Source organism: Amycolatopsis rhabdoformis, from assembly GCF_035918295.1.
Taxonomy (GTDB): Bacteria; Actinomycetota; Actinomycetes; order Mycobacteriales; family Pseudonocardiaceae; genus Amycolatopsis; species Amycolatopsis rhabdoformis.
The window spans coordinates 4,440,038-4,459,743 of record NZ_CP142149.1; the positions used below are offsets into that span (position 1 = coordinate 4,440,038).

Sequence of the window (19,706 nt, forward strand, 5' to 3'; positions counted from 1 at the left end):
TCACAGAGCGGCCCCGCGGATCAAGGTCAGCTCAGCCGCAGCCAAACCGCGCGCGGCAGATCCAGCTCAAGGTCGACCCAGGCCGACAACGGCAGCAACCCTCGGCCGTCGAAGCTCAGATCCCTCGGCAGCCACGGGCCCACAACCCCAGCCCGCCCACAGCTCCCGAAATCCCACCCGAAACCCGCGCCCCGCCCAAGCGCACCCCCAGCTCAGCCCGCACACACGAGAAATCCGCGCTCCACCCCAACCGGGTGAAGCGCGGATCTCCCAAGCTTCCGGGCGGAGCTACTGCTCTTCGAAGCGCTGGCGGAAGCGCTCTTCCATGCGTTGCGTGAAGGAGCTCTTGCCGCCTGAGCCCTTGCCGCCGCCTCCGCCGTTGGCGGTGGAGCCGCCGCGGCCGCTGTCGCCGTGGCGTATCGATGTGACGGCCATCATGACCCCGAAGAACATCACGAGGAACCCCAGCACGCTGATCAACGGGATGTCGGCGACCCGCAGCACGGGTACCACCACGCCGAGCACCAGGAGCGCGACACCCACCACGAACAGGGCGATCCCTTGGATTCGCCGTCGACGGGCGGGGCGGCGCAACCGGGTGCCACGCACCGTGGATGCGAACTTGGGGTCCTCGGCATAGAGCTCGCGCTCGATCTGATCGAGCAGCCGCTGCTCATGCTCGGAGAGTGGCATCTTTCCTCCTCCGGCACAGCTGTCGCGGGCGCCGGGCCGCGCAACGTTCTGGACCCAACTGCCGACCCCAGGTGGGGCCGCACTGTCCAGGATACGAGCCCCGCGCGCGTCCGACTACCCGATCCCGCATCCAGAAGGGATCGAATTGGGGGAAATCACGACCGACGCGGGTTGACACTGGGTCACGACGGCCCGGCGGCGGCCCGCCGACACCCCCGGATGACACAACAGGCAATACAACAGGCGAGACAACACGTGGCACCTCAGGGCGCCGAAAACCCGACAGAAGCGACACCGCCGGTCACGTCTCCCGCGGGTTCAGCAGCGACGCGGGCCGCACCGCCGCCGACCCGAAGCGGGATCTGGCCACGTCAGCGGCCACTTCCGCGTCGCGCCAGCGCGGCTCGGCCGAGGCGAACTGCAGTTGTTCGCCGCCCTCGCCGGTGTCGAGGCCCTCGACCCGCACGCCGATCAGCCGCACCGCCCCGGTGGGCGCGTGCTCGGCGAGCAGCTCCACGGCCGTGCGATGGATGTCACGGGCCACGTCCGTGGCGGTGAACAGCGTGCGCGCCCGGGTGATCGTGTGGAAGTCGGCGAAGCGCACCTTGATCGACACCGTGCGCCCGCGCAGGCCGCGCGCCCGCAGCGTGGCGCCGACGCGTTCGGACAGCCGCAGCAGCTCGAGACCCAGCTCGGCGCGGCTGTGCAGATCGACCTCGAACGTGCGCTCCGCCCCGATCGACTTCTCCGCCGACTCCGGCACCACGGCCCGGTCGTCGTGGCCGTTGGCGAGCGCCCACAGGTGCTCGCCCATGGCGTTGCCCAGCGAACGCCGCAGCCGCGCGGGCGGCGCGGCGGCCACGTCCGCGATCGTGTGCAGCGCCTGCTGCCGCAGCTGCTCCTCGGTGCGCTTGCCCACGCCCCACAGCGCCGAGACCGGCAACGGGTGCAGGAACGCCAGCGTGTCGGCCGCCGGCACCACCACCATCCCGTCGGGCTTCGCCATGCCCGACGCGAGCTTCGCGACGAACTTGACCTTCGCCACCCCCACCGAACAGGTGATCCCGTGCTCGGCCTGCACCCGCGAGCGGATCCGCGCCCCGAGCTGGGCCGGCGTGGCCCCGAGCCGCCGCAACGCGCCGCTCACGTCGAGGAACGCCTCGTCGAGGCTCAGCGGCTCCACGAGCGGCGTGAGCTCCCGGAAGATGTCCATGACCTCCCGCGACACCTCGCCGTAGAGGCCCGAGGTCGGCGTGAGGCAGATCAGGTGCGGGCACAACCGTTTCGCCGTGGAGAACGGCATCGCCGAGTGCACGCCGAACTTGCGCGCCGGGTAGTTGGCCGCGGCCACCACCGAGCGCGGCCCGCCGCCGGACACGACCACGGGCTTGTCCATCAGCTCAGGCCGCGTGCGCAGCTCGCACGACACGAAGAACGCGTCCATGTCCACGTGCAGGATCGCGCAACCGGTGTCGTCCGGCAGCGTCTCGGCACCCGTGGTGACCCGGTAGCGGGCCAGGCCGCTCGGCAGTTCGGCGTTTCTGCTCCCCACGCCCACGGACGCTACCGGGCACCACCGACAATTCCCGGTCCGAGCGGAAAAGCCCTGATCAGCGCGAGGTTCAGACCTGCGCCGGGCGCGCCATCGCGTGCAGCCGCCCGGCCACGTCGCGCAGCGCCGGCACCGAAGCCGCCGCCACCTCGAACGCGGCGAGCTCGTCCTCGCGCACCTCGCCGGGCACGACGTCGGCGATCACGCGGTCGCCCTGCAGCAGCGTCACTTCGAGGCCCGCGGCCACGAGCAGCGCGGTGAGCCCGGTGCTGTCGAAGCGGCGCAGCACGGTGTCGCGCCCGCCGGGCACCACGCCGTCGGCGCCGTCGAGCAGGCGCTGGGCCTCGGCGATCCGGCCGGCCAGCGCGCGGTGCAGCACGGCGGCGTTGCGGTTGGCCACGAGCACGGACAGCGCGCCACCGGGGGCGACGGCCGCGGCCAGCGCGGCGAGCGCCACCGCCGGGTCGTCGACGACCTCGAGCAGCCCGTGGGCCAGCACGAGATCGGCCGAACCGGCCTCGACGTGGGCGCCGAGCGCGTCGGAATCGTCCGCGATCACCGTGATCCGGTGCGAGACGCCTTCCTCTTCCGCGCGCCGCCGCAGCGTCGCCAGTGCGTTGGGATTGGGCTCGACCACCGTGACGAGGCAGCCCGCCGACGCGAAGGGCACCGCCCAGCCGCCACTGCCGCCGCCGACGTCGACGACGGCCGGCTGCTCCACGCCACGGGCGCGGGCCGCGCGCAGCTCCGCCTCGAGCGCCCGGCGAACGGCGCCCGAACCCCGGGCCGCCACGGTGTCCGTCTTCATAGTCGGACAGGGTAGTGCCCGCCCGCCGGTCACCCGCCGTGACCCGGGCCTGCCCGGAAGAGGCGTTCGGCACCTTCCTCGCGACCCGACCCACCGGCGGCCCGTAGGCTGTGTCGAGTGCACACGGTCGCCGTTCTCAGCCTCAAGGGTGGCGTCGGTAAAACGACGGTCGCGCTCGGTATCGCGTCGGCCGCTCTGCGTAGGGGTACCCGCACGCTCGTGGCCGACCTCGACCCGCAGGGCAACGCCACGACCTCGCTCGACCCGCCGTACACCGACGCGACGCTGGCCGACGTCCTCGAGACGCCCGCCCGGCCCGTGCTCGAGCGCGCGATCGCGCCCAGCGTGTGGAGCGACGAGGTCGACGTGCTGGTGGGCTCCGAGGAGCTGGAGCTGCTCAACGAGCCCGACTCCGACGGCCGGCGCCTGGAGAACCTCTCGCGCGCGCTCGACGAGCTGCACCAGAACCCGCTGCGCGAGGAACCGTACGAGCTCGTGGTCATCGACTGCCCGCCGTCACTCGGCCGGTTGACGAAATCCGCCCTGGTGGCGGCCGACAGCGCACTGATCGTGACCGAGCCCACGATGTACGCCGTGGCCGGCGCCCAGCGCGCGCTCGAGGCCATCGAGCGCATCCGCGAAGAGAACAACCCGGGCCTGCGCCCGATCGGTGTGCTGGTCAACAAGCTGCGCGTGCGCTCCTACGAGCACCAGTTCCGCGTCGCCGAGCTGCGCGAGAACTTCGGCTCACTGGTGATGCCCACCGCGATCCCCGACCGCCTGGCCGTGCAGCAGGCGCAGGGCGCGTGCAGCCCGATCCACGAGTGGCACTCCCCCGGCGCGCAGGAGATCGCGCTCACGTTCAACATGGTGCTGGCGAAGATCCTGCGGTCCGGTCGCGCCGGGCGCCACCGCGTGCACGGCGAAGAGGACGAAGCGCCCGAGACCACCGCCGAGTCGCCGGCGGCCGTGTCCGACACCGCGGGCTGAGCCGTGCCCGAGGGCGACACCGTCTTCCTCCACGGCAAGCTGCTCGACAAGGCACTGGCCGGAAAGACGTTGGTGCGCGGCGAGTTCCGCCATCCCGCACTGGCCACTGTGGACCTCGCGGGCCGCGAGGTCCTCGGCACCGCCACGGTCGGCAAACACCTGCTCACGCGCTTTTCCGGCGACCTCACGCTCCACAGCCACCTGCGCATGGACGGCAGCTGGCAGATCCACGCGGCCGGCGAGAAGTGGCGCCGGCCCGCCCACCACGCGCGCGTGATCCTCGCCTCGGCCGACGTGCAGGCGATCGGCTTCCGCGTGCACGACCTGAAACTCGTGCCCACCCAGGCCGAAGCCGACCTGGTCGGCCACCTCGGCCCGGACCTGCTCGGTCCACAGTGGACGGACGAGCACGCCGCGCGCGCCGCGGCGACACTGGCCGCGCAACCAGACCGCGAGCTCGGCGACGCCCTGCTCGACCAGCGGATCATGGCCGGGGTCGGCAACCTCTACAAGGTGGAGATCTGCTTCCTCCTGAAGGTCTCGCCGTGGACCCGGGTGTCCGAAGTGGACTCGGCCCGGGTGGTGGCACTGGCGCGGAAGCTGCTGATGGCCAACGCGTGGCGGTGGGAGCAGGTGACCACCGGCGACCTCACCCGCGGCCGGCAGCACTGGGTCTACGAACGCACGCGCCAGGGCTGCTTCCGCTGCGGTGGCCGGGTCGAGGTGCACGACCAGGGCGAGGGCGTCTACCGGCGGCCCACGTGGTTCTGCCCGCGGTGCCAGCCGGGACCGCGTCCGGGCGGCTGAGCTCGGGCCGTCGTTCGGGCCCGCCGTAGGGGCCACGGTCACGCCGCCGCTCACGCCTGGTGTTCGCGCCCGGCGAACGGATTCGGACATCCCAGGCGGGCCGCCGTGAGTTCGCCCAAATGATGTTGCAGCGCACCGGCATTCGCGGTTAGCGTGGTCTTACACGAGAGAGGAGGTGGTCCTAAGTTGTATTCTCACAGGACTCGTGAGGTGGCTGTCCGCTAGCGGATGGCACGCGTAGGGACTTTGAGCAGCGATACAACCTGAGCCACCTTCGGCTCATCGCCTGCTTCGCGTGTTTGCCTGATAGCGAATACCAGGCAGTCACCGGGCTCCCGGGGCTTTCGAGCACCGGTCCGGCTTGGACTCGGACGTTTGACGGCGTCCGAGAGCCGCCCCGGGAGCACCCCACAACCCAGACGAGATCTCGCCGCCGGGCTCCGCCGGGCGACCGTCCGGCGATCGATCCCCTGGCTTCGCCGATCAATCGGCCCGTTCCATACCCCGAACGGCCGTATCTCGCTAGCCTGAACGACATGCTCAGGCCGGACTACCCGATCACCACCGAACGGTTGCTCCTGCGCCCGTTCAGGCTCGAGGACCTCGATGCCCTGAACTCCTTCCAGTCGCGAGCCGACGTCGCCCGCTACCTCTACTGGGGGCCGCGCAGCCGGGCCGAATCCGCCGCCGCGCTCGCGAAGCGGGTGCACTCCTCCACGCTCACGCAGGACGGCCAGTTCCTCGCCGTCGCGGTCGAGCTCACCGAGACCGGTCAGCTGATCGGCGACCTGAACCTCGAGTACGTGAGTTCCGAGCACCGCCAGGGCGAAATCGGGTTCGTGTTCCACCCCGACCACCACGGTCGGGGCCTCGCGCTCGAAGCCACCAAGGAGCTGCTGCGCCTCGGGTTCGAGGACCTGGGCCTGCACCGGATCATCGGCCGCTGCGACGGCCGCAACACCGCGTCGAGCGCCCTCATGGAACGGCTCGGCATGCGCCGGGAAGCGCACCTGCGGGAAAACGAGATCGTGAAGGGCGAGTGGACCGACGAACTGGTCTACGCCATGCTCGAAGACGAGTGGAAGGAAAGCGTCGCCGGCTAGGCTCCCGCGACCGGCGCCACAGGCGGGCCGGGTTCCGGGCGCCGCCCCGGAGGCGATGAGGCAGCATGGGCGCGTGCTGTTCGAGAAGATCGCCCGCCCCGCGCTGTACCGGCTTGCCTACCACGATCCCGAGCTGGTGCACGAGCGCACCGTGCGGCTGCTGAGCCGGCTCGGTCCCGCGCTCGGGCCGCTCGCGCGGGTCTACGGCACCGACGACCCGGTCACTGTGCTCGGCCTGCGCTTCCCGAACCGCGTGGGGCTGGCCGCGGGCATGGACAAGAACGGGCGCGCCCTGGCGGCGTGGCCGGCGCTGGGGTTCGGCTTCGTCGAGGTCGGCACCGTGACCCGGCACGCGCAGCCGGGCAACCCGAAGCCGCGGCTGTTCAGCCTCCCCGAGAGCGACGCCGTGATCAACCGCATGGGCTTCAACAACGACGGCGCCGAAGCCCTCGCCCGCCGGCTCGCCGCGCAGGGCAAACCGGGCGTGCCGCTGGGCGTCAGCATCGGCAAGTCCAAGGTCACCCCACTCGCCGACGCCGTGGACGACTACCGGTTCTCGCTGCGCGCGCTGCACCCGTACGCCGACTACTTCGCCATCAACGTCAGCTCCCCCAACACCCCGGGCCTGCGCGCGCTGCAGGACAAGGCCGCGCTGGGCGAGCTCCTCGCCGAGCTGCGCCGCACGTCGACCGAACTCGGCGGGGACACGCCGCTGCTGGTGAAGGTCGCCCCCGACCTCACGGACTCCGCGCTCGCGGAGCTGCTGGAAGTCTGCCTGGACCACGGCGTGGCCGGCCTGATCGCCACCAACACCACCCTCTCGCGCTCCGGCGTGGCCCCGGCCGAGACGCACCTCGCCGGCGAGACCGGCGGCCTGTCCGGCCGCCCCCTCACGGCGCGCTCGCTGGAAGTCGTGCGCTTCGTCCAGTCCCACACCGCCGGCAAGCTCCCCCTGATCGGCGTCGGCGGCATCCTCGACCCCGACGACGCCCTCCGCCTCCTCGACGCCGGCGCGAGCCTGGTGCAGCTGTACACCGGCTTCGCCCTCCACGGCCCGGCCCTGGTCCGACGCGTCGGCCGCGGCATCGCGCGCCGGCCCGGCAAGTAGCCGCACCACACCCCCCGAGGCCGGCGCGCACACCACCTGGGAAGGCGCGCGCGCCGGTCTCCGGGTCGGCTCTCCGAGCGGAGGCCGTGCTCGCTACGGCGATTGCGGCGCTGCGGTTCGCGCCGCTCGCGGCGTGGGGTGGCGCACCACGATCCAGGCCGGAACCGGCCGACGCCAGAGGACGCACTCCGACGACAACCGGCGCCGGATCAGCTCACCGAGCGCAGGCGTGCCCACGAACCGCAGGTCAGGCCATCACGGTTCGCGCCGGTCGCTGCGCGAGGCACCGAGCCGTGCCACGACGCCCGGCAGCCACACGACCACGACCACCGGACCGGGCGCGACCGAGTGCAGACCTGCCCGCGCTGACGAAGCACGAGCTTCCACGCCGCGGTTCACGCCGCTCGCTGGGTGCGGCGGCCGCACCGCGAACCAGCCGGCGCCGGCTTGCCACCGGCGAAGGACGCACTCCGGCGACAACGGCGCCGGATCAGCTCACCGACCACAGGCCCGCCGGGCCCACGAACCGCAGGTCGGCGCAGCACGGTTCGCGCCGGTCGCTGCGCGAAGCACCGAGCCGTGAGCGAGCGGTGCCACGCCGTCCGGCCGCCACTCGGCCACGACACCGGATCGGCGCGACCGAGTGCAAACTTGCCCACGCTGACGAAGCACGAGTGGCCGCGCCGCGGTTCACGCCGCTCGCGGTGTGCGGAGGCCGCACCACGAACCAGGCCAACGCCGGCGTGCCACCGGCGAAGCCCGCACTCCGGCGACAACCGGCGCCGGATCAGCTCACCGAGCGACGGCCCGCTGTGCCCACGAACCGCAGGTCGGCGCGGCACGGTTCGCGCCCGGTCACCACGCGAGGCACAGAGCCGTCAGCGAGCGGTGTCACGACGTCCGGCAGCCACTCGGCCACGACACCGGATCGGCGCCATCGGGTGCAGACCTGCCCGCGCTGACGAAGCACGAGCGGCCACGCCACCGTTCGTACCGGTCGCGGTGTGCTGGCCGCACCACGAACCAATCCAACAGCCGGCTTGCCACTGTCGAAGACCGAGGCCCGCGGCCGCGCCGAGTGAGTTGCCCGACGTCAGCCGCGGGCTGGGTCAGCTCACCGAGCGCAGGCCCGCCGTGCTCGCGAAGCGGAGGTAGCCGCGCCAGGAGTCGTAGCGGTCGAGGTTCGGGGCGCTGCCCGTGGCGGTCGGTGGGCAGAGCACGGCGAGCGGGGTGGTGTCGTCGTCCAGGGTGACGTGGCCGAGGACGAAGGGGGCGGGCAGGGAGGCGGCGAAGCGGCCGAACAGCGCCGGCGAGAGGCGCCACAGTTCGCCGTCCAGGGTGGTGCGGCCGGGGATCACGCCGGGTTGGGGTGGGTCGGTGTCGAGGAGGACCATGCGGTACTGCTCGGCGGTCTGGACCGGCGCGACGAAGCGGGCGCCACGCAGGTGGTCGTGGAGGGGCTGGCCGCGCAGGTGGGCGCCGAAGACGACCACGTCCACGCCGTCGGGCGGGTAGGGCTCGCGGGCCTGCTCGCCGGTGAGCACGGCGGCCAGGTCGAGGGCGATCTGGTCGTCGAAAGCGCGCGCGGCGATCGTGACGCCGAACGGGCGCTGGTCGCCCGGGGCGACGGGCACGGTGACGGCCGCGAAGTCCAGCACGTTCACGAAGGCGCTGTACGTGCCGAGCCGAGCGCTCACGCCCGCGGGGTCGGCCACGGCTTCGGTGAGGTCGGGGTGATCGGGGACGGTGGGCAGAAGCAGGGCCGCACAGTCACCCAAGGCGGCGTGGGCGGCCGCGCGTAGGCGGGCGACTTCGCGGTGGGTGCTGTCTGCGTCGGCAGAAGGCCCGGCACCGGGGCCGCCGAGGGTGCCACAGTGGGCGCCGTCTGCGTCGGCAGAAGGCACGACACCAGGGCCGCCGAGGGCGCCGTCAGGGTCCGCAGAAGCCACGTCACCAAGACCACCGCGGCGGAGCAGCTCACCGGCCTCGAAGAACACGCTCAGGTCGATGGCCTCGACCACGGCGCCGGCCGCCGTCAGCGAAGCCACCGCCACCCCGAACGCGCGCCGCGCCGGTCCGGACAATGCGGCGAGGCCCGCGGAGTCGGGGATCGCGACACGGGGCCGCTCCCCCGCGCCGAGGCGGACGTCGGCCGGCCAGGAGCGCACCGCGGTGTCCAGACCATCGGGGCCGGTCAGCGCGGCGAGGGCGCGCTGGCCGAGCGTGAGGCTGCGCGCGAACACCGAAACGCAGTCGGCCGAAGGCGCCGCCGGGAAAACGCCGGTCTTCGGCACGAGACCGGGCGTCGGCACGAGAGCGACCACAGCGTTCAGCGCGGCGGGCACCCGGCCGGAACCGGCGGTGTCAGTACCGAGCGCGAGGTCGGCGATCCCGAGCGCGACGACCACGGCAGCACCGCTGCCGGACCCACCGGCGGACTTCTGGGGGTCGCCGGCCGAAGCGACCGCGGTCGACGGGCTGGGCGTGCCAACCGGCCCGGCGCCGCACCCGTCGAGGTTCGTCTTGCCGAGCACCACGGCACCCGCGCCGGTGAGCCGCGTGACCGCCGTGGCACTGGTCACGGGCACCCGCGAAAAACCCGGGCCTCCCGCGGCGGTCGGCAGCCCGGCGACGTCGATCAGGTCCTTCACCGCGAGCACCGTCCCGGCCAGCGGGAGGTCCTCCCCGGCGCGGACGCGCTCGTCGACGGCCTTGGCGTCGACCAGCACTTCTTCCAGCGTGCGCAGGCTCACCCACAGTTCGGGGCGGTCGACCTGGGCGAGACGTTCGAACGCGGCGACCACCCGGTGGTGCGCACTGGGCGGAGGGACGGGCACGGGTTCGGCTTCGGGCGGGAGCGTGGTCACGGGGGGTCCTTTCCTCGACGGGATCGGATGAGTCCACTGTGTACGTCCGGCACCGCGGAACCTCAGGCCACGGCGCCGATCCTGGCGGGTGCCACCACTGACTTCATGAGAAAAACGTTAAACCGCACGCGTTTCCGTAACCAGCTGTTTCGGATTACGCCATTGTTTCGGTATTCGGGCGCAACGACCGTTGAGCGGCATTCGGTGACGTCGACTAGGCCGACCGGAAACCCAAACTGCGCCATCCGGCTTGTTCCCGGCCCGCGCGCCCCTGATCCGTGAAGGGCACGCTGAAAGAACGGGAGCCCTCCACGGCTTCCAGCCGGAGGGCAGGCCGAAAGGATGAACCTGCGAAAAAAGCGCCTACGCCAGGTCCCGCAGGGCCAACGCCAGCCCCGCCAGGTGATCGGTCGCGTCGGTGAGGGCCTGCTTCGAGGTGCCCAGGCCGTCGCTGCTGGCCGCGACCGCGCGCCCGGCCGCGGCGACCAGGCTGCCGAAGCCTTCGATGCCGTCGTCGAGCTGCTCCCGCAGCTTCGCGACGGCCGCGTCGAGCGCACCACGCTCGCGTTCGGGAGCGGAGTTGCGGCCGCGCTCGATCGCCTGGATGCGAGCGGCCAGGCCACGCAGGGCGCGGGCCGCCTCCTGGGCGGTGGCGCGCGCGTCGGCCACCGAGATCTCGGGAACGGTGGTGGTGCCCAGCGAAGTGGGCACAGACAGCTGCCGCAACAGCTCGCCCAGGGACGCTTCGGATTCCGCGAGGCGTTCCATCGGCTCGCGGGCCACCGAGGCGGCCGGCGGCAACGGCGGCGGGGCGCCGCCCGCGGCGGCTCCGGGAAGTTCCGTCTTTTTCAGCTGACGCAGCTTCAGCCCGGTGCGCACGCTGAACGTGCCGAACACGACCGTGCCGAACCCGGCGAGCACCGTCTGGGCCACGTCGGTGCCACCGGCGCCCATCAGGCCCGTGCCTGCGAGCACGGTGAGGACGCCGAGGAAAATCGTGATGAGCAGCCACAGCGTGAGCACCCGCGACGTGCGGGTGATGCGCCGCTGGTGCTTGGCCGTGGGCTCGTTCCACCGCTGCCACTTCGCCCGGGCCTCGGCGACGGCCGGTACCTGCCCGGCCACCTGGGAGAACGTGGTCGGCCGGCGCACCACGGGCGGTGCGGGCCGGCGTGGTGCGGGCCGACGCGGCGGGGACGGCTCGGCGGTGGGCTTCCCGCCGGCCTCATCGGCCGACGGGAAGTACCGCTGCAGCTTCTCCTGGGCACGCTGGGCGTACTCCGGCAGCTTCTCGATGTGCTTCTCGAGCTTGGCGTTGAACTCGTTGAAGTCCCGCCGTCCACCGCTGCCGGCCATGCCCCACCCCCGGGAGTCGTCCTCGCACCCGGCGGTCAGGCCGGGTTCTTGCCCTGCTCGGCCTGCACGCGGGCCTGGATCTCGCGCTGGATGTCCGCGCTGCCCGCCGTGCCGGCCGACTTGGCGGCGCCGCCACCGTCGGTGACCTGCGCGACCGAGTCACCGCGCATCGACGCGCGGATCTGCTCCAGGCGCGAGTGGCCCGCCATCTGCGTGGCGGATTCCTGCACCTCGAGCATGCGGCCCTGCACCGAGTTCTGCGCCAGCTCGGCCTGGCCCAGCGCGGTGGTGTAGCGCTTCTCGATCTTGTCGCGGACCTCTTCCAGCGACGGCGTGTTGCCCGGCGCGGCCAGCTGGCTCATCTGGTTGAGCGAAGCGGAGACCTGCTCCTGCATCTTCGCCTGCTCCAGCTGCGAGAGCAGCTTGGTGCGCTCGGCCAGCTTCTGCTGCAGCATCGTGGCGTTGCGCTCCACGGCCTTCTTGGCCTGGGCCGCGGCCTGCAGCGACTGGTCGTGCAGCGTCTTGAGGTCCTCGATGCTCTGCTCGGCCGTGACGAGCTGCGCGGCGAAGCTCTCCGCCGCCGTCTCGAACTCGGTCGCCTTCTGCTCGTCGCCCTTGCCGCGGGCCTCGTCGGCGAGCACCAGGGCCTGCCGGGTCGAGGCCTGCAGCTTCTCGACCTCACCGAGCTGCCGGTTGAGCTTCATCTCCAGCTGACGCTGGTTGCCGATCACGGAGGCGGCCTGCTGCGTCAGCGCCTGGTGATTGCGCTGTGCCTCCTCGATGGCCTGCTGGATCTGCACCTTCGGGTCGGCGTGCTCGTCGATTTTCGACGAGAACGACGCCATGAGGTACTTCCAGAACTTCACGAACGGGTTGGCCATCTCCTCCGCCTGCCTTCTTGCGTCCCACGGGCCCTGTGTGTCTCGAGGTGGGGCGTCGCTCCCCTAGCTTGAACGTCCCGACCCCGGCGTTGGGTTCCATCGTGTCAGGTCAGCCCCTGCCGTTCCAGGCGACCCCGGGGGAATTCAGGGACGACCCTGATCGATTCCGGAAATACGCGGACGGCCCCGGGGTCACACCCCGGGGCCGTGCGTTCACCAAGCGTTGTTACGCCGCGATCGTGGACGCGAGCTTCGGCGCGCCGATCGTGGTCCGCAACTGGGTGTTCATCCGCGGAGCGGGCGAAAGCCGCAGGTCGGACAAGTCGTCGCCGACCAGCTCGCCCACCAGGCGGCCGCCTTCGAAGCCGCTCGCCGACGCGGTGGCTTCCCGCTCCGCCGGCACCCGCTCCCTCGGGGCACCCTCGACCACGCGCTCGTCGACCGGTGCGACCTCCACCGACTCGAGCGCCGACACGTCGGCCGCGACCTTGTGCAGCAGCTCGCCGAGCGGAAGGTCCAGGGCGTCGCAGATGGAAGCCAGCAGCTCGCTGGAGGCCTCCTTCTGACCGCGCTCGACCTCGGACAGGTAACCGAGGCTCACCCTGGCGGCGCGGGAGATGTCACGCAGCGTTCGACGCTGGTTGGTGCGGGCATGACGGAGCCGATCACCGATCGCCTCACGCAACAGCACGGTCATCACGCGCCTCCCTTCCCGAACTGGTGCCTCCTACGTTACCCAGAGCGGTGCCCCGAGCGCAGGACTTGACACGTACGTCCGCCAAGGGCGAACGCCCCCATCAGTGTAGATGTTCCCCGAGCAGCGCAAACGCGGAACGCACCGACGCGGTCCTGATCATGTCCCGGTCACCGGTTTCGGCCAGCGTACGGACGATCCGGGTCGACGGCCCGCTGAGCCCGACGTACACCGTGCCCGGCGCCACCCCGTCCTGGGCGCTCGGGCCCGCCACGCCGGTGAGCCCCAGCCCCCACGTGGCCCCGCAGCGCTCGCGCGCGCCGTCGGCGAGCTGGGCCGCCACCTCGGGGTCCACGGCCCCGCGCTCGGCCAGCAGCTTCGCGTCCACGCCGGCGAGCACGGTCTTGAGCTCCGTGGCGTACACCACGAGCCCGCCGCGCAGCACCGCGCTCGCGCCGGGGATGCGGGCGATCGTGGCGCACACCAGGCCCGCCGTGAGCGATTCGGCCGTGGCCACGGTCTCACCGCGCCGGGTCAGCACGGCCACGAGCTGCGCGGCCATGCTTTCCAGAGACCCCGTGTCTTCCAAGGCGACCGTGCTTTCCAGAGACCCCGGGCTTTCCGAAGACACCGCGTGGAGCTCCACCCTCAGGAACCCGTGGCGCGGCGGCCGGCAGCGCGCAGGCGCAGGGCGCGGATCAGGTAGTCGACGCCGGTGACCACGGTGAGCAGCACCGCGAGCCCCATGAGCGCCCAGCGCACCGGGTCGGCCCCGTCCGGCAGCGGCAGCAGGTACACGACGATGGCCAGGATCTGCGTCATCGTCTTGGCCTTGCCGCCGCGGCTGGCCGGGATCACGCCGTGGCGGATCACCCAGAAGCGCAGCAGGGTGACGCCGATCTCCCGGACCGCGATCACGATCGTGACCCACCACGGCAGCTCGCCGAGCACGCTGAGGCCCACGAGCGCGGCGCCGATCAGCGCCTTGTCCGCGATCGGGTCGGCGATCTTGCCGAAGTCGGTGATCAGGCCGTACTTGCGCGCGACCCACCCGTCGACCTGGTCGGTGGCCGACGCGATGGCGAACAGGCCCGTGGCGATGAGCCGCCACGTGGTGTCCACGCCGTCGCCGGCGAAGAGCGCGAGCACGAACAGCGGAACGAGCACCAGACGCGAAAGCGTGAGCAGGTTCGCGATGTTCAGCGTCGGGACGGGCGTGGGTTCGGGCGCGGCAGGCTCGGGCATGCGGGCAGCCCCCGTTTCAGCAGGCACCTCTTCGGCCGGCGCCGAAGCCTTCGCGGCGCGGGTCACACCCTCGCCGGCGTCGCTGGGTGCGGCACTCACCGGTCCGCGTCCGGCACCGGACGGACGATCAGGTCGACCCCGGCGGAGTCGACGACCTCACAGCGCACCAGATCGCCCACCTCGACGGCCGCGCGATCCGGATCCTCGAGGATCACGCACTCGCCGTCGACCTCGGGCGCCTGGTGGGCGGCGCGACCGACGGCGTCGTCGCCGTCCTCGGCCGCCTGTTCCACGAGCACCTGCACGAACGTGCCGATGCGGTCCTCGGCCCGCTGCGAGGTGAGCTCCTCGACCAGCGCCGAGATCCGCGTGACGCGCTCGGTGACCACGGCGGGGTCGAGCTTCCCGTCGAAGGTCTCGGCTTCCGTGCCGTCCTCGTCGGAGTAGCCGAACACGCCGACGGCGTCGAGCCGCGCACCGGTGAGGAAGCGCTCGAGCTCCGCCAGGTCGTCCTCGGTCTCGCCGGGGAAGCCGACGATCACGTTGGTGCGGATGCCGGCTTCCGGAGCGTACTCGCGGATCTGCTCGGTGAGCGCGAGGAACGAGTCGGTGGACCCGAAGCGGCGCATGCGGCGCAGCACCTGCTCGCTCGAGTGCTGGAACGACAGGTCGAAGTAGTCGGCGACACCCGGCGTGGTCGCGATCGCCTTCACCAGCTGCGGGCGCGTTTCGGCCGGCTGCAGGTAGGACACGCGCACGCGGTCGATGCCCTCGATCTCCGCCAGGCGCGGCAGCAGCAGCTCGAGCGCGCGCGTGCCGTCGCGGCCGAAGTCCTTGCCGTAGGAGGTCGAGTTCTCGCTGACGAGGAAGAGCTCCTTCACGCCGTTGTCCGCGAGCCACTGCGCTTCGGCGACGATCTCGTCCGGCTGACGCGACACGAACGAGCCGCGGAACGACGGGATGGCGCAGAACGAGCAGCGCCGGTCGCAGCCCGACGCGATCTTCAGCGCGGCCACGGGCGAATCGTCGAGCCGGGTGCGCAGCACACGCGGGCCCCAGCCGTGCTGGGCGTGGCCGGGCACCTCCACGGCCTCGGCGGCCGCGGGCCGCTGCACCGGGCTGATCGGCAGCAGCTTGCGCCGGTCCGACGGCGTGTGCGACGCGACCGTGCGGCCGGCCACCACGTCGTCGAGGCGGTCGGACAGCTCGGCGTAGTGGTCGAAGCCGAGCACGGCGTCGGCCTCGGGCAGGCTCTCGGCCAGCTCCGTGCCGTAGCGCTCGGCCATGCACCCGACGGCCACGACCTTGCGGCCGGTGTCGGACGCGGCGAGCAGCGTGTCGACCGAGTCCTTCTTCGCCGACTCCACGAAGCCGCACGTGTTCACCACGACGACGTCGGAGTCCTCGGGGTCCGCCGCCAGCTCCCAGCCCCCGGCCGCGAGCCGTCCGGCCAGCTCCTCGGAGTCGACCTCGTTGCGGGCGCAGCCCAGGGTCACGAGGGAGACACGACGGCTGCGGGCTGGCTCAGTGGTGGGAGAAGGCACGACGTTCAGGGTAGCCGCCGCGCCCGCGCCGGTCGGCGACGGCGTCACCCAGTGCGGTGGCCGGCCCCGCGGGTGGGCGGGTGATCACGTTCGCCCACCCGCGGAGGTCAGTGGTGCGCGGGCGGATCGGCCGGGGTCAGCGGCGTCAGTTCGGCGTCGGCCACGGACTCGAGGTCCTCGTCCGGGCCGTCGAGGCGCCTGGGCGGCGATGGCTTGTTCGAGCGGGCCGCGGGCCGAGCGGCCGTTGCCGAAGCCGCTGCCGCTCGCTGGACCGGCGGCGCGAACCAGCCGGACCCCGGCTGCCGCGGCCAGGACTGCGGCGCCGGCGGCTGCGACTGCGACTGCCAAGCCTGACCCGGCACCAGCAGTCACGAAGAGACGTCCGGCCCGGCCGGAATCGCGGTGCGCCCAGGCCGAAGCCTCGGCCTGGGCGGCCGGGAACGCGTCTCACCCCGCGCACGTCATCGTTCCCGCTCCCCCTTTGTCGATCTTCCGGAGCCGGAGCACACGGGGATCAGGGAACCGGGGTCGTCACCACTTCAGGGCGGCCTTCATCTGCCGGTCCGCGATCGGGGCCAGCGTGGTGAGGAAGGTGGCCGTGAGGTGGTTGTCGTCCATGTACACCAGCACGTTGCCGACCACGGGTGGGCAGGTGTCCTTGTCGCAGAAGTAATCCGTGAAGTCCAGGAAGGACACGTTGTCCGGGACGCCCGGGGCCGCGGTGTAGGGCGGGGCCGCGGGCTGCACGTCGTCGCGGTCGATGAGGCAGGCCGGGTCGGTGGGGCTGTGCTGGGCGACGCAGGCGGCCATGTTGAACGAGAACCGCGGGTTGTCGCGCAGGGCCACCACCGGGATGCCGGCCTTGTCCATCGCCGACCACTGGTTCACGAAGCCGGGCGGGGTCGTCTCGGTGATGCCGGCGTGGGTGTTCACGCTGGCGAGGGTCACCACGGCGTCCGGGTGCATCGCCACGATCTCGTCGGCCGCCGCCTTGTTCCAGTCCATGCAGGCCTGGTCGCCGGGCATGAGGTCGGCGGTGGTGGAGAACGGGCACGCGCCCTTGAGCATCGAGGTCACGGCCCAGCCCTCGGTCTTCACCATCGGCAGGAACGCGGCGATGTACTGCTGCATGTGCGAATCGCCGACGAGGACCACGCGCTTCTTCGGCGGGCCGTCGGGGTTCTGCGTGCAGACCTTGAGTTCCTCGTTGCGCGGCGACATCGTGCACTTGTCGTCGGTGATGCCCGCCCAGTCTTCGGGCAGCTTCAGCGTGGGCGGCACGATCGACGGCGTCGCCGAGCCGCGGTAGACGAACCCGGGGTCGTGGGCCACGGCGCCGGGGTGGTCGACGTCGTCGAGCGCGATCGTGTAGTTCGCCTGCGCCGAGGTGTAGGTGCCCCACGCGCCGGCCGCGATCAGCACCGGCGCGAGCGCGAGGATGCCGAACCGGTAGGCGCCCCAGCGCTTCACGGTGCCGATCTTCGAGAGCCGGATCGGGTTCTCGATGAAGTGGTAGGTGAGGATCGAGAGCACGAACGACACGCCGATCACCACGGCGCCGCCGAGCAGGCCGACGGCCGCGCGGTCGCGCACGACCAAGTAGAACACCAGCACCGGCCAGTGCCACAGGTACAGCGAGAAGCTCAGGTTGCCGAGGTAGCCCAGCGGTTTCGAGCTGAGCCAGCGGTCCGCGCCGAACACGGTGTCGGTCTGGCCGGCCACGAGCACGAGCCCGGCCGAGAGCGTCGGCCACAGCGCGATCCAGCCGGGGAACACGGAGTCGACGCGCAGCACGATGCCGCACAGCACGAGGCCCGCCACGCCGATCCAGCCGAGCACCACGCGCAGGCCTCGCGGCAGCGTGACCGAGTCGAGGAACATCACCATCAGGCCGCCGAGTGCGAACTCCCACACGCGGGTGAGGCCGTGGAAGTAGGCCAGCGGCTGGTCGACCGAGGTGAGGTACACCGAGTACGCCAGCGAGGTCACGAACAGCACCACGAGCAGCGTGTTCACGGTGTGGCGCAGCGACAGCCCGAGCCGGCGCACGAGGAACCCGAGCGCGACGAAGATCAGCGGCCACAGCAGGTAGAACTGGCCCTGGATCGACAGCGACCAGAAGTGCTGGACCAGGCTCGCGCTGTTGTGCTGGGCGAAGTAGTCGACCGAGTCGGCCGCCAGCTGCCAGTTCTCGTAGAACAGCGCCGACGCGAACACCTCGTGGATGCTCTGGAACCAGCGGTCCTGGGGCAGCAGCAGCGTGGACACGACCACCACGGCCAGCAGCACGGTCATCGCGGCCGGGAAGAGGCGCTTGATCATCCGGCCCCACATCGGCCGCAGCTCGATCCTGCCGCGCAGCAGCGCGCGGTAGAGCTGGCCGGTGATCAGGAAGCCCGAGACCAGGAAGAACACGTCGACGCCGCCGGAGATCCGGTCGAGCCACACGTGGTACACGACGACCAGCAACGAGGCGAGCGCGCGCACGCCCTGCAGCTCGGGCCGGAAGCGCGATTGGGCCCCGGAGGGCGCCGGAGGCTGACCGGGTCGTTCGGGGGCGACCACGGTGGTGCCGGACATGCACGTCCTCCCCATGAAGCCGCGCACGGCGGCCTGGTGTTCAGAGCGGGCTGAAAACGGTTACCTCGGTGTGGCAAGCGTCGTCATACCTATACGTGAAGACCTCTCCGGCCACACATCCGGGGTACCCCGATCGGGCCTTGCGGGCCGAAGCCCGTCGCGGTCGATATGTTGGACCGTGTGCCCCTCGACGTGCCCTCCGACGCTGCCCGACCCACCGTCCGCCGTGCTCGCATAGCCGACGTCCGCAAGATCAAGGCCCTGGTCGACGCCGACGCCGGCCGCGTGCTGCTCGAGAAGGACCTGGTCACCCTCTACGAGGCGATCCAGGAGTTCTGGGTGGCCGTCGACGAGGACCCGGCGGGCGACGAGGACGTGCTCGGCGCCGCCGCGCTGCACGTGCTGTGGGAGGACATCGCCGAACTGCGCACGGTGGTGGTCGACAAGGCCGCGCGCGGGCGGGGCATCGGCCACGCGCTCGTGGGCCGGCTCGTGGCCGAGGCCCGCGAGCTGGGCCTCAAGCGGCTGTTCGTGCTCACCTTCGAGACGGAGTTCTTCATCCGCCACGGCTTCGTCGAGATCGACGGCACGCCGGTGTCCCACGAGGTCTACGAGGAGATGCGGCACTCGCTCGACCCTGGTGTGGCGGAGTTCCTGGACCTGCCGTACGTGAAGCCGAACACGCTGGGCAATTCGCGCATGCTGCTGGAGTTCTGAGCGCTCCTTCGCACGGAAAGGCGGAATGCGCGGGCGATTCGCACACGCCTGCGCGCTCGGGGACGCGCGGCGGCGGCTCGGCGGCCAAGATCAGGTGCAGCCCGTTGATCCAGAGCCACGCCAGGGAGCCTTGATGGAGTTCGACCACGTCCTCACCACCACGCCGTCGGTGCGGCGCAAGCTGGACCTCGAGCGTCCGGTGGAGAACGAGGTGCTCGCCGAGTGCCTCGAGCTCGCACTGCACGCCCCGACGCCCGCGAACCAGCAGTCCTGGCGCTGGCTCGTGGTGCGCGACCAGGACGTGAAGAACCGGCTGGGTGAGCTGTTCCGCCGCGTCGGGCAGGCCTACCTGGGCCAGTACCAGGCCGCCGCCGAGGCCGACCCGGCCGTGGCGCGCTCGATCGCGTCCGGGCAGTACCTGATCGACGTGATCGAGCGGGTGCCGGCGTTCGTGGTGCCGTGCGTGCAGGGCCGCACCACCGGCGCCAACGTGGCCGACGCGGTGCTCTACGGCGGCATCTTCCCCGCCGTGTGGAGCTTCCAGCTGGCCCTGCGCTCGCGCGGCCTCGGCTCCACGCTCACCACCTACCACCTGCAGACCGAGGCCGAGGCGGCCGAGATCCTGGGCGTGCCCGAGGGCTACACGCAGGCCTGCCTGCTGCCCGTCGCCTACACGACCACGACCGACTTCAAACCCACCCCGCGCCGCCCCGTGTCCGAGGTCGCCTACCTGGACCACTGGGGCAAGGCACTCGTCTGAA

General features: G+C 71.8%; 17 protein-coding genes. 6 read left to right on the top strand and 11 right to left on the bottom strand.

Features of this window, described 5'->3' with window-relative positions; genetic code table 11:
- Positions 1 to 288: 288 nt before the first annotated feature.
- From VSH64_RS20250 to VSH64_RS20260, 3 genes are all read right to left on the bottom strand, one after another.
- Positions 289 to 693, bottom strand: a complete 405-nt coding sequence (locus VSH64_RS20250) for a DUF3040 domain-containing protein (protein ID WP_326837199.1) — start codon at positions 691 to 693, stop codon at positions 289 to 291.
- A 301-nt stretch (positions 694 to 994) separates the two neighbouring features.
- Positions 995 to 2,212, bottom strand: coding sequence for a DNA polymerase IV (locus VSH64_RS20255; RefSeq protein ID WP_326837986.1), 1,218 nt, complete (start codon positions 2,210 to 2,212; stop codon positions 995 to 997).
- 103 nt (positions 2,213 to 2,315) lie between these two features.
- Positions 2,316 to 3,053: a methyltransferase domain-containing protein gene (locus tag VSH64_RS20260; RefSeq protein ID WP_326837200.1), complete on the bottom strand. Its 738-nt coding sequence runs from the start codon at positions 3,051 to 3,053 to the stop codon at positions 2,316 to 2,318.
- Positions 3,054 to 3,170: 117 nt separating this feature from the next.
- Between VSH64_RS20260 and VSH64_RS20265 the strand changes: the two genes are divergently transcribed.
- From VSH64_RS20265 to VSH64_RS20280, 4 genes are all read left to right on the top strand, one after another.
- Positions 3,171 to 4,043 carry a ParA family protein gene (locus VSH64_RS20265; RefSeq protein WP_326837201.1) on the top strand — a complete coding sequence of 291 codons (873 nt, stop codon included), beginning with the start codon at positions 3,171 to 3,173 and terminating at the stop codon, positions 4,041 to 4,043.
- A 3-nt stretch (positions 4,044 to 4,046) separates the two neighbouring features.
- Entirely contained in the window at positions 4,047 to 4,850 is an 804-nt protein-coding gene (locus VSH64_RS20270; RefSeq protein WP_326837202.1) for a DNA-formamidopyrimidine glycosylase family protein, read from the top strand.
- A gap of 536 nt (positions 4,851 to 5,386) precedes the next feature.
- Complete coding sequence (locus VSH64_RS20275; protein ID WP_326837203.1) at positions 5,387 to 5,953, top strand: GNAT family N-acetyltransferase; 567 nt, start codon at positions 5,387 to 5,389, stop codon at positions 5,951 to 5,953.
- A gap of 73 nt (positions 5,954 to 6,026) precedes the next feature.
- Positions 6,027 to 7,061, top strand: a complete 1,035-nt coding sequence (locus tag VSH64_RS20280; protein WP_326837204.1) for a quinone-dependent dihydroorotate dehydrogenase — start codon at positions 6,027 to 6,029, stop codon at positions 7,059 to 7,061.
- Positions 7,062 to 8,170: 1,109 nt separating this feature from the next.
- On the opposite strand, the gene VSH64_RS20285 is transcribed toward VSH64_RS20280, so the two are convergent.
- The 8 genes from VSH64_RS20285 to VSH64_RS20320 form a co-directional block, all read right to left on the bottom strand.
- Positions 8,171 to 9,928 (bottom strand): amidase family protein, encoded by a 1,758-nt coding sequence (locus VSH64_RS20285; protein ID WP_326837205.1) that lies wholly within the window; start codon positions 9,926 to 9,928, stop codon positions 8,171 to 8,173.
- 363 nt (positions 9,929 to 10,291) lie between these two features.
- Positions 10,292 to 11,284: a phage shock envelope stress response protein PspM gene (gene pspM, locus VSH64_RS20290; RefSeq protein WP_326837206.1), complete on the bottom strand. Its 993-nt coding sequence runs from the start codon at positions 11,282 to 11,284 to the stop codon at positions 10,292 to 10,294.
- 35 nt (positions 11,285 to 11,319) lie between these two features.
- Positions 11,320 to 12,165, bottom strand: coding sequence for a phage shock protein PspA (pspA, locus tag VSH64_RS20295; protein ID WP_326837207.1), 846 nt, complete (start codon positions 12,163 to 12,165; stop codon positions 11,320 to 11,322).
- Between the two features lie 226 nt (positions 12,166 to 12,391).
- Positions 12,392 to 12,862, bottom strand: a complete 471-nt coding sequence (locus VSH64_RS20300) for a helix-turn-helix domain-containing protein (protein ID WP_326837208.1) — start codon at positions 12,860 to 12,862, stop codon at positions 12,392 to 12,394.
- 100 nt (positions 12,863 to 12,962) lie between these two features.
- Positions 12,963 to 13,421 (bottom strand): CinA family protein, encoded by a 459-nt coding sequence (locus tag VSH64_RS20305; protein WP_326837209.1) that lies wholly within the window; start codon positions 13,419 to 13,421, stop codon positions 12,963 to 12,965.
- An 86-nt stretch (positions 13,422 to 13,507) separates the two neighbouring features.
- Positions 13,508 to 14,203, bottom strand: a complete 696-nt coding sequence (gene pgsA, locus VSH64_RS20310) for a CDP-diacylglycerol--glycerol-3-phosphate 3-phosphatidyltransferase (protein WP_326837210.1) — start codon at positions 14,201 to 14,203, stop codon at positions 13,508 to 13,510.
- The gene (gene rimO, locus VSH64_RS20315; RefSeq protein ID WP_326837211.1) at positions 14,200 to 15,648 is read right to left on the bottom strand and encodes a 30S ribosomal protein S12 methylthiotransferase RimO; all 1,449 of its coding nucleotides are present in this window, start codon (positions 15,646 to 15,648) and stop codon (positions 14,200 to 14,202) included. The genes pgsA and rimO overlap by 4 nt, the downstream gene beginning before the upstream one ends.
- Before the next feature lie 531 nt (positions 15,649 to 16,179).
- On the bottom strand, positions 16,180 to 18,228 hold the full coding sequence (locus VSH64_RS20320; protein WP_326837212.1) for an acyltransferase family protein: 2,049 nt from the start codon (positions 18,226 to 18,228) through the stop codon (positions 16,180 to 16,182).
- A gap of 192 nt (positions 18,229 to 18,420) precedes the next feature.
- Between VSH64_RS20320 and VSH64_RS20325 the strand changes: the two genes are divergently transcribed.
- A complete protein-coding gene (locus VSH64_RS20325; protein ID WP_326837987.1) occupies positions 18,421 to 18,945 on the top strand; it encodes an amino-acid N-acetyltransferase in 525 nt (174 codons plus the stop codon).
- Between the two features lie 133 nt (positions 18,946 to 19,078).
- A complete protein-coding gene (locus tag VSH64_RS20330) occupies positions 19,079 to 19,705 on the top strand; it encodes a nitroreductase family protein (protein WP_326837213.1) in 627 nt (208 codons plus the stop codon).
- Position 19,706: the final 1 nt, after the last annotated feature.